The sequence below is a fragment of the Weissella sp. ESL1156 genome, assembly GCF_058505625.1.
Genome location: NZ_CP196372.1, coordinates 318,442 through 332,457, shown reverse-complemented (window position 1 = coordinate 332,457; position 14,016 = coordinate 318,442). Strand labels below are relative to the sequence as shown.

The window sequence follows — 14,016 nt, the reverse complement described above, 5'->3', positions numbered from 1 at the left end:
ATTAAAAGTGCGTTTCATCAATATCAATCTTATCCAATGCCGCATTAATTTCTTGTAATTCAGATGGCGTTAGTTCAACATCAGCAGCCGCTAAATTTTCTTCTAATCTTGTTATTTTCGTTGTTCCTGGAATTGGTACAATAAAAGGCTTCTGTGCTAATTCCCAAGCAAAAACGATTTGAGCATCAGTCACATTTTTACGTTTTGCCATTGCATTAATGATATCTAATAATACTTGGTTATGATCTAATACTTCCGGCTTAAAGCGTCCCATGAAATTTCTAAAATCACCTTCCGGAAATTTTGTTTTTTTGGTATATCTACCTGATAAAAAGCCATTTCCTAATGGACTATACGCCACAAAGGCAATTCCTAATTCTTCACAAAGGTTAAATAGTTCTTTTTCAGGTTGACGCGCAACCATAGAATATTGATTTTCAATAGCTGAAATTGGACAAATGGCATGAGCACGTCGAATATAATCTATCGGCGCATTTGAAACTCCCCAAGCTCTGATTTTACCTTGGTGGATTAAATCCTGCATAACCTTGGCAACTGTTTCAGGTTCAACCCTTGGATCGACGCGATGTTGATAATACAAATCAATCGTTTCAGTTTTTAAACGCTTTAATGACGCCTCAACTTGTGCATATATTGATTCTGGCCGACTATCTAAAACATTTTGTGTTTTGCCATCGACAATTTTTTGACCGGTAATACCAAACTTAGTTGCAATCACGACTTGATGACGTATTGGTTCAAATGCTTCACCCAATAATTTTTCATTTTCTTCGCCATAAACTGGCGCAGTATCAAAAAAGTTACAGCCTAATTTGACAGCTTGTCGTAAAAGCTGGATCATCTCTTGTCGATTCCTTTGCGGTCCATAAGCATGATCCATTCCCATTGTACCCAATCCAATTGCAGACACTTTAATGTTTGATTTCCCCAATGTTCTAACCTTCATATTAGCATCCTTCTTTCTTTATGATATGTTATATCATAAACGTTAGAGTTCACTCTAATGCAAGCCTTTCAGACATTATTAATGAAATAATTCGTTAAAAAGCATGGTTTTTAAGTTAATTTGATAAATAACTTCTATAACTTCAGGAGAACAGTTAATTAATGCTTTTAACTTAATTAATCGTTATCATATAAAAATAATGTCACAAACACTATGATGATAGCGTTTGTGACATTATTTTTATTAACTAGTACATATTATTTCAACCAATGACTCGTTAAAATTCATTAGTCCTAATGACGTATTTCTGGATGGGTCATTTTTATATGTGGTGTTGATTCAAAAATAAAAGGTTGACCTTGACTGATGAATCCTATTTTTTTATAAAATGATTCCACTTGTTGTTGTGCTTCAATTTCAATTTTTTGTTCTGGAAATTTATTAGTAATATTTTGCATGACATGGGTCATTAATTCTTTTCCTAATCCTTGACCACGGTAATTATTATCAACGACAACTCGACCAAAAGTAATATGGTCTCCTTCCTGAAAAATTCTTGCATAAGCGACAACTTCTTCATTGATCATTTTAAATACGTGCCATGCAGTTAAGTCATGAGCATCTACCTCTTGATAGATTCTTTTTTGATCAACGACAAATGTTGCTACTCGTAAAAAATAAATCTGGTAAAGTTCATAAGCAGTTAGTTCTTCAAATCTTTTTTCAGACCACATAATTTCCCTCATTTTCAAATAAAATTGTATTGATTGACTTAAAAGCTTGGTAAAGTTGCGCACGTTGTTGTTCAGGAACAGAAATTAATATTTTTTTTATTTGCTGATCTGATTTTTGATTTAATTGTGCAACAGTCTGGTTACCTTTACTAGTTAAAAATAGTTCAACCGAACGTAAGTCAGTCTTTGAAGCCTTTTTTATAATTTCTTGTTTTTGTATCAAGCGATTTATCAAGCGACTAGTATAGCTTTTATCTAAATTCAAAGATCTTGAAAGTGCAATAGGTGTCACAGGGTAGTTAAAACTAATTTCTAAAAGAAGTCGTCCTTCTGGCCAGGTTAAAGAAGTATCAAAGACTTGTTTATCTAAAATACCTAGTAATAATGTGTAATGACGATTAAAGTTACGAATTTGTTCTATTTGTTTAGCTTCCACTATTGGTACCTCCTTACACTGATTATAATCGCATATAGTGGCTTTTGTCCACTATATTGATAAATAAATTTTTTTTAATTGATACAAACCATGAAAAAAATTCAGAAAAGTTTGCCAAAAATCAAAAGCAAAATCTTTTCTGAATTAATTTTAATATTTTAGTCATCAAATGCGATTAACTTACCATATTTATATACTTTTTTTGCACCCTGTAAAATTTTGATATTATCTAGCGGATTTTTATCTAGGATAATAAAATCTGCAATAAAATTATCTTTTATCTCGCCAACTTGATGATCAATTCTTAATAACTTAGCAGCCTCACTTGTGGCAGATAATATGGCTTGACGAGGTGACAATCCTAATAACGTCATTCTTTCTAATTCTTTGGTTGAACCATCAATAAAATCATTAAATGGTGTGCCTGCATCTGTTCCCATGACCATATGAATCCCAGCATCAATGGCTTTTTTAATACTTTGACGATGAATTTCTACAACAGGTTCATTCTTTTCATATATCCAATCGACAACTTGTCCTTTATGATTATGAATGGCTGCTGGTGCATCCAATGTTGGTACAATTGGAATTTTTGTTTCTAGTAACATATCAATGGCTTCATCATCTAGATAAATCGCATGTTCGATAGAGTCAACACCAGCTTGAATGGCATTCTTAATACCTTGAGTTCCTTGTGCATGAGCAGCCACGGGCACGCCTACACGATGAGCCTCAATGACTGCCGCGGTTAATTCAGCAGTATTAAACTCTACATTACCAGGTATTTCGGCATCATTACCTGTCACCCCAGCTGTTGCCATTAGTTTAATATTTCGTGCACCTTGCTTTAATAATTGACGAGTTGCTTTTCTTACTTCATCAGGCCCATCAACCTCAATTCCCATCGATCCAGCCCCATGACCACCAGTAATTGTTAACGCAGAGCCACTTGCAATGATATTTGGACCGACAATTGTTCTTTGCTTAATTAATTTTGCTAAATGAATATCAATATTTTTCACTGAACCGACATCACGGATCGTTGTGACACCATCCATCAAAAATTCGTGTAAATGTTTGATGGCATAAACCGTTCGTTCAACTTGATTTGTGACTACTGGTAATGATTGCTTATCAGCTTCTGTTAAGTCAGAAATATGTGTATGGGCATTAATCAAACCTGGTATTACAAAACGTCCAGACAAGTCAACTTTTGAATCATATGTTTCATTGTCTGTAAAAATTCCCAAATCAGTGTCAACAGTAAAAGAAATCTGTTTAAAATCACCTTTAATAAATACATTTGCATTGTTAAAACGTACTTTTGTCATATTATTCTCCTATTTAGCCTTATATGCTTTCTTAAAATCAAATGTTGCACCATATGTGTTGATTACTAGTCCTTTAACATCCGGACGAATTAATGCAGGTGTCGATTTATGTCCTAACGTCACAATTGGTAATTCACTTTGTAAACGATGTTCTGCTTGTATTAAATCTTGATAACGAGCGCTTTGATTATTCACATCTTCACCGTTAGCTCTTTTTAAAGCGTTATCGTATTGATTATCATTAAATTGTGCGATATTAATACCGCTATCACTTGTAAATAGATTTAAAAAGCTCATCGGATCTGCATAATCTCCTCCCCATGAAGTAAGCACAATATCAAACTGATGTGCAAGCTGTGCTTTAACTCGTGCTGCTTTAGGTACGAACTTAATGGTTAATGTCAAACCTGGTAAATTCTTTTGTAATTGACTTTGAATATACTGTGCTTCAACTTTACTTTGTTCGTCATTATCAGCTAACAAACTGAGATGAATTTTACTTGATCCTAATTGTTGTTTAACACTTTTAAATCGTTTATTTGCCATAGATTTATTAAATGGATATTGTTTCGTCGTTGCCTCTTTGCTAAAATCTTTATGATTTTTTGGATTTGTAATTGTATTTTCTGGTGTAAATGACCTACCTGGTCGTTCAATACTTTTAAGCACCTTATTTGTCAATCCCTTCGTATCAATTGATTGACGAATAGCAATTCTCATATCTTTATACTTTAAATATTTTTGTTTTGTGTTCAAGCCCAAAAAATCTGTTCGACCATTAACTAAACTGTGATAAGCTTTATTTTTTTCATTAATTCTGACTTGATCTGCTGTTAATGGTGTGTAATCTGATTTGCCAGATTTATACAAATTGTAGCCTGTTGAATTATCAACAACCGTTTGAACATTAATACGTTTTGTTTTAACATCAGAACTATCCTCATAAAATTTATTTTTTTCTAATTGATAAGAATCACTTGACCCATTCCATTTTTTTAAGACAAAAGGTCCATTTGAGAGCGTTTTATTAGCAGAGGTACCATATTGATCACCAAGCTTAGTCACAAATTTTTGTGGTTCTGGATAAAATGAGGAACTAGCTAAAATGCTTTTAAAACTAGGTACTGGTTCATTTAATGTGATTTCCAAGGTGTTGTTATCAATGGCTTTCACTCCTAATTCATTTGCTGGCTTAGTCCCATTAGTAACTTCAGTGGCATTTTTTATCGGTGTTGCTAAGGTTGCCCCATTTGATTTATTTTTCGGGCTTACAGTCTGTTGAATACCATAAACATAATCATTTGCGGTTAGTTGTTCACCGTCAGACCAACGAAGATTCGACTTTAAATGAAAAGTGTATTTTCGACCACCATCAGAAATGTCAACTGATTTTGCATCGGCCAATTCCGCCTTGTTGTGTTTACCATTACGATATAAACCTTGTCCGATTTGAGTCACAATTTCGGTTGCTGTTGCATCATTTGCCTGAGATGGATTAGTTGTCGTTAGTGACGATGGCTCTGTCCAATTAATTGTTTGATCTGCAAAAACCGTTTGATTTTGTTGTTCAACTGTAAAAATAGTCGTTGATATCCCGACACCCATGAGTAAAGTTAATTTTTTTAATGTCATTATAATTTCTCCCGTTTGTTAACAATGTTTTTTAGACAAAAAAGCGGTTAATCAGCACAATATGTGCTAACTAACCGCTGTCTTTTACTAAAATAAATAATCTAGCGGCTAGCTATCGTTAATACATAACTGATAGCTAGCCCATCACAAATAGCCAACTATCTCATTGGCCGCCACCATAAAATAGTTGTTGAAATTACAACATCATTAATTTTTGTTGTTTGTAATATCATGAAATCTCTCCTTGTAATGATTAGAATAATTTAATGATAACATCATAATTAGAAAAATCAACAGTTAATTAAAAATAAATTAAAGAATGTTAATTTTAATTATTCCCTGAATATCGTTGATTTTGTCAAAACAATCATCGATTAAAGTTCTAATCAGTTAAATTATTATTGTTTAAGTTATAGTAATAAACCTCTTTATCCGACCACTGTTCAAATTCGTACATAAAGTTCTTTCGAACAGTTTCAAACGAAAATCCTAATTTCTTTAACAGTTCTTTAGAGGGTGTGTTTGGCAAACTGACATGTGCCTCTATTCTGTGAAACTGTAATTCACGAGAAGCAAATTCTAAAATAGCTGATATTGCTTCAAACGCATAACCATTTCGCCATAATTGATTATGAATAAAATAGCCAATTTCACCCCAATTCATAGTGGCTCTGGCAAGTGTTGCAATATCAACCATACCAATATGATGATGGTTTTTATCAAAAATTGCAAAAATATATGTGTTATCTGTATTTCTTAACTCGTCATGTTTTTTGACCAAATCATTAAACCATTCTTGTGTACAAACACTCATGTCCATAAGACCTTCATCAAATGGATTTTGAGATGGCTTACGTTCAGAAAAACCATTCAACCAACTCGCATAATCTGTTGTCTCTAATGGTCTAATAATCAATCTATCTGTTAAAATTTTTTGCATCATTTATTTATATTTCCCTTTATTTTAGGTGTTTACACCACTTATCCATTCCAATAATCTTTAATAACCCTAAGGTAAAATTAGCTTGACTATTGGTAACTTTTTTAAACATAAAATAGTAAAGATACTTATTCCCCAAACAATTATGGGCAACACAAATAAATACTCCCAAGAATTATCTGGTATTGGCCAAAAATGTGTCACTATCGAAATAATAAATTCATGAATCACATAGACGCCCAAAGATGCACCTGAAAATTGTTTTAACCAATAAGCAACTTTTTTTGAAGGATGCCACGTCAATGGAAACTTATTTTGTACGAATACCCAAATACCAAGAGGCAATAAAAAACCACCAATGGAAAATATTGAATACACGTTTTGTGCCGTCTCTCCTTGCTTAGCAGATAAAAATACCGTCAGGATAAACATAAAAATAATACTTAGTATTGAACCAATGTACACATAAATTCTTTTTTTGGCGTTTAACCAAAAGGTGTTCAAATACCAACCCACAAAGAAAATACCAACCCCCGTTGTTAGTGCCATGGGAATATTATTTAGTAATTGACTAGCAGCTTGATTCATCAAACTATAAACATAATTTATAACATCGGTACCAACAAAATATAATAGAATAACATATTGTACAAGTCGTTTATTTTTCTTTTCTGCAATAACTGACAAATATGGCATTGCAATATAAATTGGAATGATAAAATAAAAGAACCAAAAAATAGGTTGTATTTTCCCATAGGCAACGCCATGAATAAACCCAACAATTGACCAACTTTGTTGTTGAATCACAAAATGATTCCAGACATACCAAATCAATGACCAAAACAAGAAAGGGATAAAAACATGTAAAAAACGTTTTTTAAAAAAGGTTTTTGTATCATAACGTTCCCGATAATTTAACAAGTTTGCACCTGAAATCATAAAAAAAATGGGCACTGCCCAGATAAACAACACTTGAATAAATAGACTAATATACCAAACTAGTTGTTGCGGATGATAACGGAATGCATACTCTGACGTATGCAACACAACAACTGCTATTGTTGCCATAATATTCAATATATCTAAGTAATAAAATCTTTTCCTCGTTTTTAAATTTGACTCCATAAATGCATCCTTAAATCTAAACATTAATTTGAGAACTAATTTGAATTACGTCCAAAAATACATTATAAAGTATTATTAACTGTTATTTTTATCAATTTTTTTTATTTAATTTCAAAAAAACAATAATGGTTTCAACCATATTTTTTTAACAATAACAATCTAAATTTTTCAGTTTATATTCTTTTCCAAAAATGATGACATTTATTCTCATCAGAAGCTAATTAATAAACGAATGACAATATAAAAGAGCTATTTTCAAAATTTCATTTTGGAAAATAGCTCTTTTATCGTGACACGATACTTATATTTACTTTGCTTGATTAATCGCTATTTCAACAGGCGTTTGTCCGCTAATTAGCGGAATAATCTTACCGATTGAGGAATTATCATGCAAGCTTGCAACAACAGCAGCAGCAACATCAGACCGACTAATTGATCCCCCTGTATCAGAGACATTAGTTGTTACTTTACCTGTCTCAGAATCAAAAGTTAAACTGCCCGGTTCCAAAATCGTATAGTCAAGCAATGTCCGATTCCGTAGCCATTCGTCAGCATAAAACTTTGCTGCATAGTAAGGTTTGATTGTAATCCATTTTGTTCGATCTTCTGCATAAATCGCGCTAACCATGATGAATCTTTTCACACCTGCGATTTCTGCAGCTTGCATACTTTTTACTGCACCATCTAGATCAACTAACATGGTCATATCATCACCAGTCTTACCACCAGATCCAGCAGAAAATACAATTGCATCATATCCTTGTAACTGTTGAGCCATCTCTTCCGGTTGCTTTAACAAATCAAAGACCTCTGCATTCACATCTTTTCTTTGGAAATCAATCACCTGTTTTTCACGATGTACACCTGCAGTTGCATGATCATTTGCTTTTACTAAATGATCCACAACCAAACGGCCAACATTGCCCCCAGCACCAATAACAAATACTTTCATTTTAAACCTCCCTCTATGATGAATATTGATTATTAATTTAGTTTAATCACAGACAAACAGAATCGTCAAATAAATAATAGTTGGTAGTCGCTATTTACTAAACCAGTTATACTTATTATGGTAGTTCGTTATCGCAAGATAGTCATCAATTACCGTCATTAGTTAAAATATTATTAAATATAAAAAATCATGACTTCAAACAAGCCAAGTTTAATGATGCAGAAAGGATGCTCTAAATGCAACTTATTATTTCACCAGCCAAAAAAATGGTAACCGATCAGGATAATTTTACGCCAAACAATGAACCACTTTATTTATCCCAAACAGAAATGATTCTTCAAGAATTACAAAAGATGTCTTATGATGAAGTACAACATTTATGGCAAACAAGTCAGCAATTAACGGCGAAACACTTTGAACAATTACAAAACATCAATTTACATCATCATTTAACACCTGCTATTTTTAGTTATTCTGGGATTCAATATCAATATATGGCTCCTGACGTTTTAAGTCAGGATGCGCTAGATTATCTCCAAAAAGTTCTGCGTATTCTATCTGGCTTTTATGGTATCTTACGTCCATTCGACGGTATTGTGCCTCATCGTTTGGAAATGAACGCCCATTTGTCTATCAATCATACTAAAAATTTGTATGAGTTTTGGGGTGATCGCCTATACCGTGAAATTAACAAACAAGAACCAATTATCAACCTAGCCTCTAAAGAGTATTCACAAGCAATAACACCTTATTTACAGTCAAATGATCAATTTGTTGAAATTACTTTCGCACACGTTATTGGTGATAAATTACAAGTTCGTGCTACTCCTGCAAAAATAGCACGTGGTGAAATGGTCCGTTTCATTGTTGAAAATAAGTTAACGACGGTTGCTGAACTAAAAGACTTTCAATCAGCAACTTACATATTTGACTCAACTTATTCAACCAGTCAAAAATTAGTTTTTATTCATAAAGAATAGTTTAACTCAGTACTTTCCCGATGATACTCTATTGCTTATTACTAACGACTAATTAGCATATTTTGGATTAGCATGCCGCACACTATTTGATAACGATACCTGTAATCTATGGAATGCGTTGATAACATTTTCTGGTATGTCAACATGACTGATAAAATTCTGACCATTTGGACCATAGCCATCTTTTGTATCTTGTAATCTCACAATTTCCCCCATTATCAAATTAACGTAACGTTTCAGATGCCACATACCAAATGGTGGTTCGATAATCTCGTGATTTTGAACATTAATGTCGTATGTTGCGTAATTAATGATTATTTTTTTATTTTGGACGTATTTTCGTAATCCAGCTGCTATTCGCCGTTGCATCGTTGCATCTTGTGACAAAATAATTGATTGCCAATCAGGTAGCTTTTTTGCTAACAATGCCAATAAATTTGTAATGTTATTACCACAATTAGTGGAATTAGTTTCAAGCCAATCCACGTCTAAGTGATAACGATGTCGAATATAACTTTGAAAAATTTCTGCTTCTGACAAATTTTCTGTTGCAATCACAGGATAAATATGACGGACAGTTCGCCTTAATGTCTCAGTTGTATGTCCAGCCCCACCAACAATCACAAAGTGCTTAGCAATATGATTATTGATGGCTTCAGCTAAGACGTCCCCACCTGCCAAAATGCTACCACCAAATAACACCATCACATCAACTTGTCTAATATGAAATTTTTCAATCAAATCCTCCGTGCTTAACGTTGTTAAATCTCGTTGACTTAAGAAATCACTCAAAATATTAATATCGTGATCAATATTAGTTAAATTCATTATATTCTCCATACATTTTTAACAAAATACTCAAGCTAGTGGACGATCATTTGTTAATGACAAACAATCATGAGTTATTAAACTGATTGTATTACAGCCTTCAAATCAAGGCAATGACCTTCATTATATATGAAAACAATGAAAGAGCGAGTTGGTAAAATTTCCCAACTCGCTCTATTTTTATTAATCTAACGTTTCATCTAATTAATGATATCTATTGTTCCCGTAAATAATAGGTGCCATCATTACCAAAATAATATTTTTTACCATTGATCCAATGTATACCTTGTACCGCACGACCATCACCATCGACATAATATTGATAACCCCAAGCACTTTCCCATTGATTATTTTGACGCACACCGTTGTTAAACCAATAATAGGTACCCATATAATATCTGAAACCCGTATATACTTGGCCATTCTCAAACCATTGCCAACTACCATTAGCTGTTTGAATATAGCCTTGCCATGGTTCTAATACCCCTTGTTTGTTAGCATAATAAGTTGCATTATCTCGTTTAATAAATTGATCAGTTCGAGCATAAAATGTCTCATCATCGCCAAAATAGTATTGCTGACCATTGATCCATTGGAATCCTTGCACAGCACGGCCATTACCATCAACATAGTATTTATTGCCCCAGGCACTTTCCCATTGATTATTTTGACGCACACCGTTGTTAAACCAATAATACGCCCCCATGTAGTATCTAAAACCCGTATATACTTGACCATTCTCAAACCATTGCCAACTGCCATTAGCTGTTTGAATATAGCCTTGCCATGGTTCTAATACCCCCTGTTTGTTAGCATAATAAGTTGCATTATCTTGTTTGATAAATTGATCAGTTCGAGCGTAAAATGTCCCATCATCGCCAAAGTAGTACTGCTGACCATTGATCCATTGGAATCCTTGCACAGCACGACCATTATCATCGACATAGTATTTATTGCCCCAAGCACTTTCCCATTGGTTATTTTGACGCACACCATTGTTAAACCAGTAATACGTTCCCATATAATATTTGAAACCAGTGTAGCGAGTCCCATTTTCAAACCAATACCAACCAGTGCCATCATTCAAATAACCGTTTTTTGGTTGAAAAAAAGGTGACCCATAATCGATACTAACATCAAATACACCTGCAACGCCTGGAAAGGTTGTCTGTGAATTCCATTGCCATGCGCCATATTGTGTATGCCATAAATTATTACCATCTGGATAATAAGGGTACGAGGCCATCCAAATATTTTTTAAACCAAATGACTGGGTATTTAACCCAGTCACATTAATATAATTAGGTGACGTATACAGCATTTGATTACGAAATCCAGCTGCAACTAATTGATTTTGGAAGGCCAATGCATTAGCAGTAACGTTACCAACTTGAGTGACGGTGTCTTCTAAATCATCAACCAATAGTGTATCTTTAGACAATCCTAATTTGTTAATATTCTGCAAAAAATAATTTGCCTCAACAATTGCACTATTTTGTGAATTATAAGTGGCATAATGGTACACCGAAATTTGTAGACCAGCTGCACGAGCATTGGCAATTTGGCTACTAGCATATGGATTCAAATAATTATTGCCTTCTGTTAATTTAACAATTACCCCCTTGACACCATAAGCCTTTAGCTTCAAAAAATCTGCAACCGTCAAATTACTATTCCAGCTAGAAACATCCACAAAATCAATGCGTGGCAAACCAGACGTACCAGCAACAATATTCGGAATGCCACTTCTTAATGATAAAGTCGTTTCGTTATTAAGCGTTTGATTAGTTGTTGCTTGATTACTAGTATTACCTTGCCCCTCTGTTTCGCTATGATTTGTTTGCAATGCCACATCATTTTTTACCGTTGTTGTCGTTTTTTCCGTATCGCTAGTTGATACATTGGCTGATGCATCATTTGATTCATTAGATGATGCATCTTGTGAAATCGTGTGCTGTGATATATTCTGGGTGCCACTATTTTGCGATGTCACAGTCGTATTCACTGCGGAATTATTATTCTGCGCATTCTGCGAGATATCCTGATTAAGTGTACTTGTACTTGTACTTGTACTTGTTTCATTATCAGATGATTGCATGCTATTGTCCGTATTAACATTTGCATTGTTCATCTCTTCTTGATTAGTCGATATATCAGATTTATTTGAAAGATGTTGCCCATTTTCATCTGTATTTATTTGTGTTGTGTCTTTTTCAGTATCATCAACCTGACTCGCATTGTTTGGTAAAATAATTTGTTGTTGCGTTAACGTATTGTCTGCGACATAATCTTTACCGTTATTTGAATCTTGACTGACTGTATCGGCTGCTACTTTCGTGTTCGCCATTGTCCCAATGGTCATCATCGTTGCTATTGAAATAGCACCATAAACCCACTGCTTTCTTGATTTATACATTTTATAATATGAATTTTTACTGGAATCTTTCACCATGGCTCTCCTTAAAATTTTATACAAAATAAAGCGGTCTCTTCAATGTCTGACTAGACTAACATCAAAAACAACTCCCTAAATTGTTAATTATAAGGTAAAATTATGCTCTAATTTAATCATTATTTTTTATAATAAATAAAAAACATGATAACGTCATTGAATAAAATAAAAGGCAGCTCATCAAAAAATGACCTGCCTTATCTTCCATAAAAAATCACAACAATATCATCTAAATAATCGTAACTTGTCTAGTAGATATTGCATTCAAAGCAATTAAATGAATACTCTCATTAGTCGTTGTACATGCATCTTGTAATATACGAACATCATATTTACTTGCTGCGGGTGAGATAGCTGTATGTGTCACACAATTTTGTGTCATCATACCACAAATATCAAGTGTATCTATATCATACCTTGATAAAACATTTTCTAGTTCGGTTTTGTAAAATCCATCAGCATAGTGTTTGATGACCGTATTTTCTTTTGGCACCAATCCATCAAGTGTTTCAATTATTCTTTCACCACCCGTACCTTCGTTAAAGAATGGTGCGATACCTAGTGATGGATCTGCAATATGCTGCACAATAAAAACTGGTTCATGTTCTTCGTTTGCTCTAATAATTAAGTTTTTGATGTTATTAACAACTGCTGCCATATTCCATAAGGGAAATCTACCATCTGGTAAATAATCATTCTGTGGATCAATAACAAGTAATGCCTTCTTCATAATGTAAAGTCCTCCGTAAAAAATTAACTATTATTTTTAACAATTCTTATTTTAGGATTTCTTAGTGTTTTAGAATAATACTAGATAATGTTATACTTATCACAAAAAGTGATAGGTATTCAAAATGAATTTTAACGATTTAAGTATTTTTCATGCGATATACGAATCTGGTTCAATCAATAAAGCCGCTAAAAAATTGGGTTACGCCCAATCGAATATCACGACAAGGCTACAAGAAATGGAAAAAGAGCTTCATACGCCACTTTTTTTACGTACTTCGAGTGGTGTCATACCAACAACTGAAGGTAATCTTTTTTATACCGCAGTGCTAAACATTGAAAAAGAATTCACTAACGTAACCAATCAGATTAAGCATCAAAAAAAATCTCTTTTAGGATCAGAAGTTTTAGTGTCGGATTTGGTCAATCATAATCTCATTGATTATGATGCTTTTAGCAAAATTATTGTTAAAAAACAAAACGACATTATCCAAGAATCAACTAAACACTTATATAACATTGTTGTGACATTTTCTGATTTAAATAATCAATCAAATTATTCACTACAAAAAGTTTGTACAATTTATTGTAATTATTTAGCACATCATGAAACTGATTTTGAAAATAAAAATTTACCAATTCTGATTAACAGTGACCCCGAATGCGAATTTAGGAAAAAAACATTGTTAAATGTCACAAACGATAATCGGGTGCTTGAAATCGACTCACTACAAACAATTACTCAAATGGTTGCGCAAGGTCAAGGTATCGCCTTCTTGCCCGTCTCTCTTGCTAATAAAAAGGATTTTACTAAGTTACAGGGGACGGACATTCCGCTAAATTATCATTTATATCGTGCAAAACAAGGTTAATAACAAACCCATCATTATACAAAAATAGATGATTGTCT

The 14,016-nt window shown here is 33.4% G+C and carries 13 protein-coding genes; 2 read left to right on the top strand and 11 right to left on the bottom strand.

Annotation, left to right across the window (positions count from 1 at the left end; translation table 11 throughout):
* Position 1: 1 nt before the first annotated feature.
* The 8 genes from ACSKY2_RS01635 to ACSKY2_RS01600 all read right to left on the bottom strand — a co-directional run bounded on the left by ACSKY2_RS01635 (position 2) and on the right by ACSKY2_RS01600 (position 8,117).
* Positions 2-967 carry an aldo/keto reductase gene (locus tag ACSKY2_RS01635; RefSeq protein ID WP_489877876.1) on the bottom strand — a complete coding sequence of 322 codons (966 nt, stop codon included), beginning with the start codon at positions 965-967 and terminating at the stop codon, positions 2-4.
* Between the two features lie 293 nt (positions 968-1,260).
* Positions 1,261-1,701, bottom strand: coding sequence for a GNAT family N-acetyltransferase (locus tag ACSKY2_RS01630; protein ID WP_489839643.1), 441 nt, complete (start codon positions 1,699-1,701; stop codon positions 1,261-1,263).
* Positions 1,691-2,137, bottom strand: coding sequence for a MarR family winged helix-turn-helix transcriptional regulator (locus ACSKY2_RS01625; protein ID WP_489877875.1), 447 nt, complete (start codon positions 2,135-2,137; stop codon positions 1,691-1,693). The genes ACSKY2_RS01630 and ACSKY2_RS01625 overlap by 11 nt, the downstream gene beginning before the upstream one ends.
* Before the next feature lie 158 nt (positions 2,138-2,295).
* Entirely contained in the window at positions 2,296-3,468 is a 1,173-nt protein-coding gene (locus ACSKY2_RS01620) for a metal-dependent hydrolase family protein (RefSeq protein WP_489877874.1), read from the bottom strand.
* A 9-nt stretch (positions 3,469-3,477) separates the two neighbouring features.
* Complete coding sequence (locus ACSKY2_RS01615; RefSeq protein ID WP_489877873.1) at positions 3,478-5,100, bottom strand: peptide ABC transporter substrate-binding protein; 1,623 nt, start codon at positions 5,098-5,100, stop codon at positions 3,478-3,480.
* Between the two features lie 382 nt (positions 5,101-5,482).
* Positions 5,483-6,043 carry a GNAT family N-acetyltransferase gene (locus ACSKY2_RS01610; protein WP_489877872.1) on the bottom strand — a complete coding sequence of 187 codons (561 nt, stop codon included), beginning with the start codon at positions 6,041-6,043 and terminating at the stop codon, positions 5,483-5,485.
* A gap of 66 nt (positions 6,044-6,109) precedes the next feature.
* Complete coding sequence (locus ACSKY2_RS01605; RefSeq protein WP_489877871.1) at positions 6,110-7,165, bottom strand: acyltransferase; 1,056 nt, start codon at positions 7,163-7,165, stop codon at positions 6,110-6,112.
* 307 nt (positions 7,166-7,472) lie between these two features.
* On the bottom strand, positions 7,473-8,117 hold the full coding sequence (locus tag ACSKY2_RS01600) for an SDR family oxidoreductase (RefSeq protein ID WP_489877870.1): 645 nt from the start codon (positions 8,115-8,117) through the stop codon (positions 7,473-7,475).
* 236 nt (positions 8,118-8,353) lie between these two features.
* Between ACSKY2_RS01600 and yaaA the strand changes: the two genes are divergently transcribed.
* The gene (gene yaaA, locus ACSKY2_RS01595; protein WP_489877869.1) at positions 8,354-9,097 is read left to right on the top strand and encodes a peroxide stress protein YaaA; all 744 of its coding nucleotides are present in this window, start codon (positions 8,354-8,356) and stop codon (positions 9,095-9,097) included.
* Between the two features lie 48 nt (positions 9,098-9,145).
* Here the strand turns inward: yaaA and ACSKY2_RS01590 are convergent, their stop codons facing one another.
* The 3 genes from ACSKY2_RS01590 to ACSKY2_RS01580 all read right to left on the bottom strand — a co-directional run bounded on the left by ACSKY2_RS01590 (position 9,146) and on the right by ACSKY2_RS01580 (position 13,107).
* Positions 9,146-9,925 carry a YdcF family protein gene (locus ACSKY2_RS01590; RefSeq protein WP_489877868.1) on the bottom strand — a complete coding sequence of 260 codons (780 nt, stop codon included), beginning with the start codon at positions 9,923-9,925 and terminating at the stop codon, positions 9,146-9,148.
* Between the two features lie 214 nt (positions 9,926-10,139).
* Positions 10,140-12,377, bottom strand: a complete 2,238-nt coding sequence (locus ACSKY2_RS01585; protein ID WP_489877867.1) for a GH25 family lysozyme — start codon at positions 12,375-12,377, stop codon at positions 10,140-10,142.
* A gap of 229 nt (positions 12,378-12,606) precedes the next feature.
* Positions 12,607-13,107 (bottom strand): cysteine hydrolase family protein, encoded by a 501-nt coding sequence (locus tag ACSKY2_RS01580; protein ID WP_489877866.1) that lies wholly within the window; start codon positions 13,105-13,107, stop codon positions 12,607-12,609.
* Positions 13,108-13,231: 124 nt separating this feature from the next.
* Between ACSKY2_RS01580 and ACSKY2_RS01575 the strand changes: the two genes are divergently transcribed.
* Complete coding sequence (locus ACSKY2_RS01575; RefSeq protein WP_489877865.1) at positions 13,232-13,978, top strand: LysR family transcriptional regulator; 747 nt, start codon at positions 13,232-13,234, stop codon at positions 13,976-13,978.
* Positions 13,979-14,016 lie beyond the last annotated feature (38 nt).

Coding starts and splice junctions, on each gene's coding strand:
- ACSKY2_RS01620 (WP_489877874.1), bottom strand. CDS start 3,468: ATGACAAAAGTACGTTTTAACAATGCAAATGTATTTATTAAAGGTGAT.
- ACSKY2_RS01630 (WP_489839643.1), bottom strand. CDS start 1,701: ATGTGGTCTGAAAAAAGATTTGAAGAACTAACTGCTTATGAACTTTAC.
- yaaA (WP_489877869.1), top strand. CDS start 8,354: ATGCAACTTATTATTTCACCAGCCAAAAAAATGGTAACCGATCAGGAT.
- ACSKY2_RS01590 (WP_489877868.1), bottom strand. CDS start 9,925: ATGAATTTAACTAATATTGATCACGATATTAATATTTTGAGTGATTTC.
- ACSKY2_RS01635 (WP_489877876.1), bottom strand. CDS start 967: ATGAAGGTTAGAACATTGGGGAAATCAAACATTAAAGTGTCTGCAATT.
- ACSKY2_RS01600 (WP_489877870.1), bottom strand. CDS start 8,117: ATGAAAGTATTTGTTATTGGTGCTGGGGGCAATGTTGGCCGTTTGGTT.
- ACSKY2_RS01605 (WP_489877871.1), bottom strand. CDS start 7,165: ATGGAGTCAAATTTAAAAACGAGGAAAAGATTTTATTACTTAGATATA.
- ACSKY2_RS01615 (WP_489877873.1), bottom strand. CDS start 5,100: ATGACATTAAAAAAATTAACTTTACTCATGGGTGTCGGGATATCAACG.
- ACSKY2_RS01580 (WP_489877866.1), bottom strand. CDS start 13,107: ATGAAGAAGGCATTACTTGTTATTGATCCACAGAATGATTATTTACCA.
- ACSKY2_RS01575 (WP_489877865.1), top strand. CDS start 13,232: ATGAATTTTAACGATTTAAGTATTTTTCATGCGATATACGAATCTGGT.
- ACSKY2_RS01585 (WP_489877867.1), bottom strand. CDS start 12,377: ATGGTGAAAGATTCCAGTAAAAATTCATATTATAAAATGTATAAATCA.
- ACSKY2_RS01610 (WP_489877872.1), bottom strand. CDS start 6,043: ATGATGCAAAAAATTTTAACAGATAGATTGATTATTAGACCATTAGAG.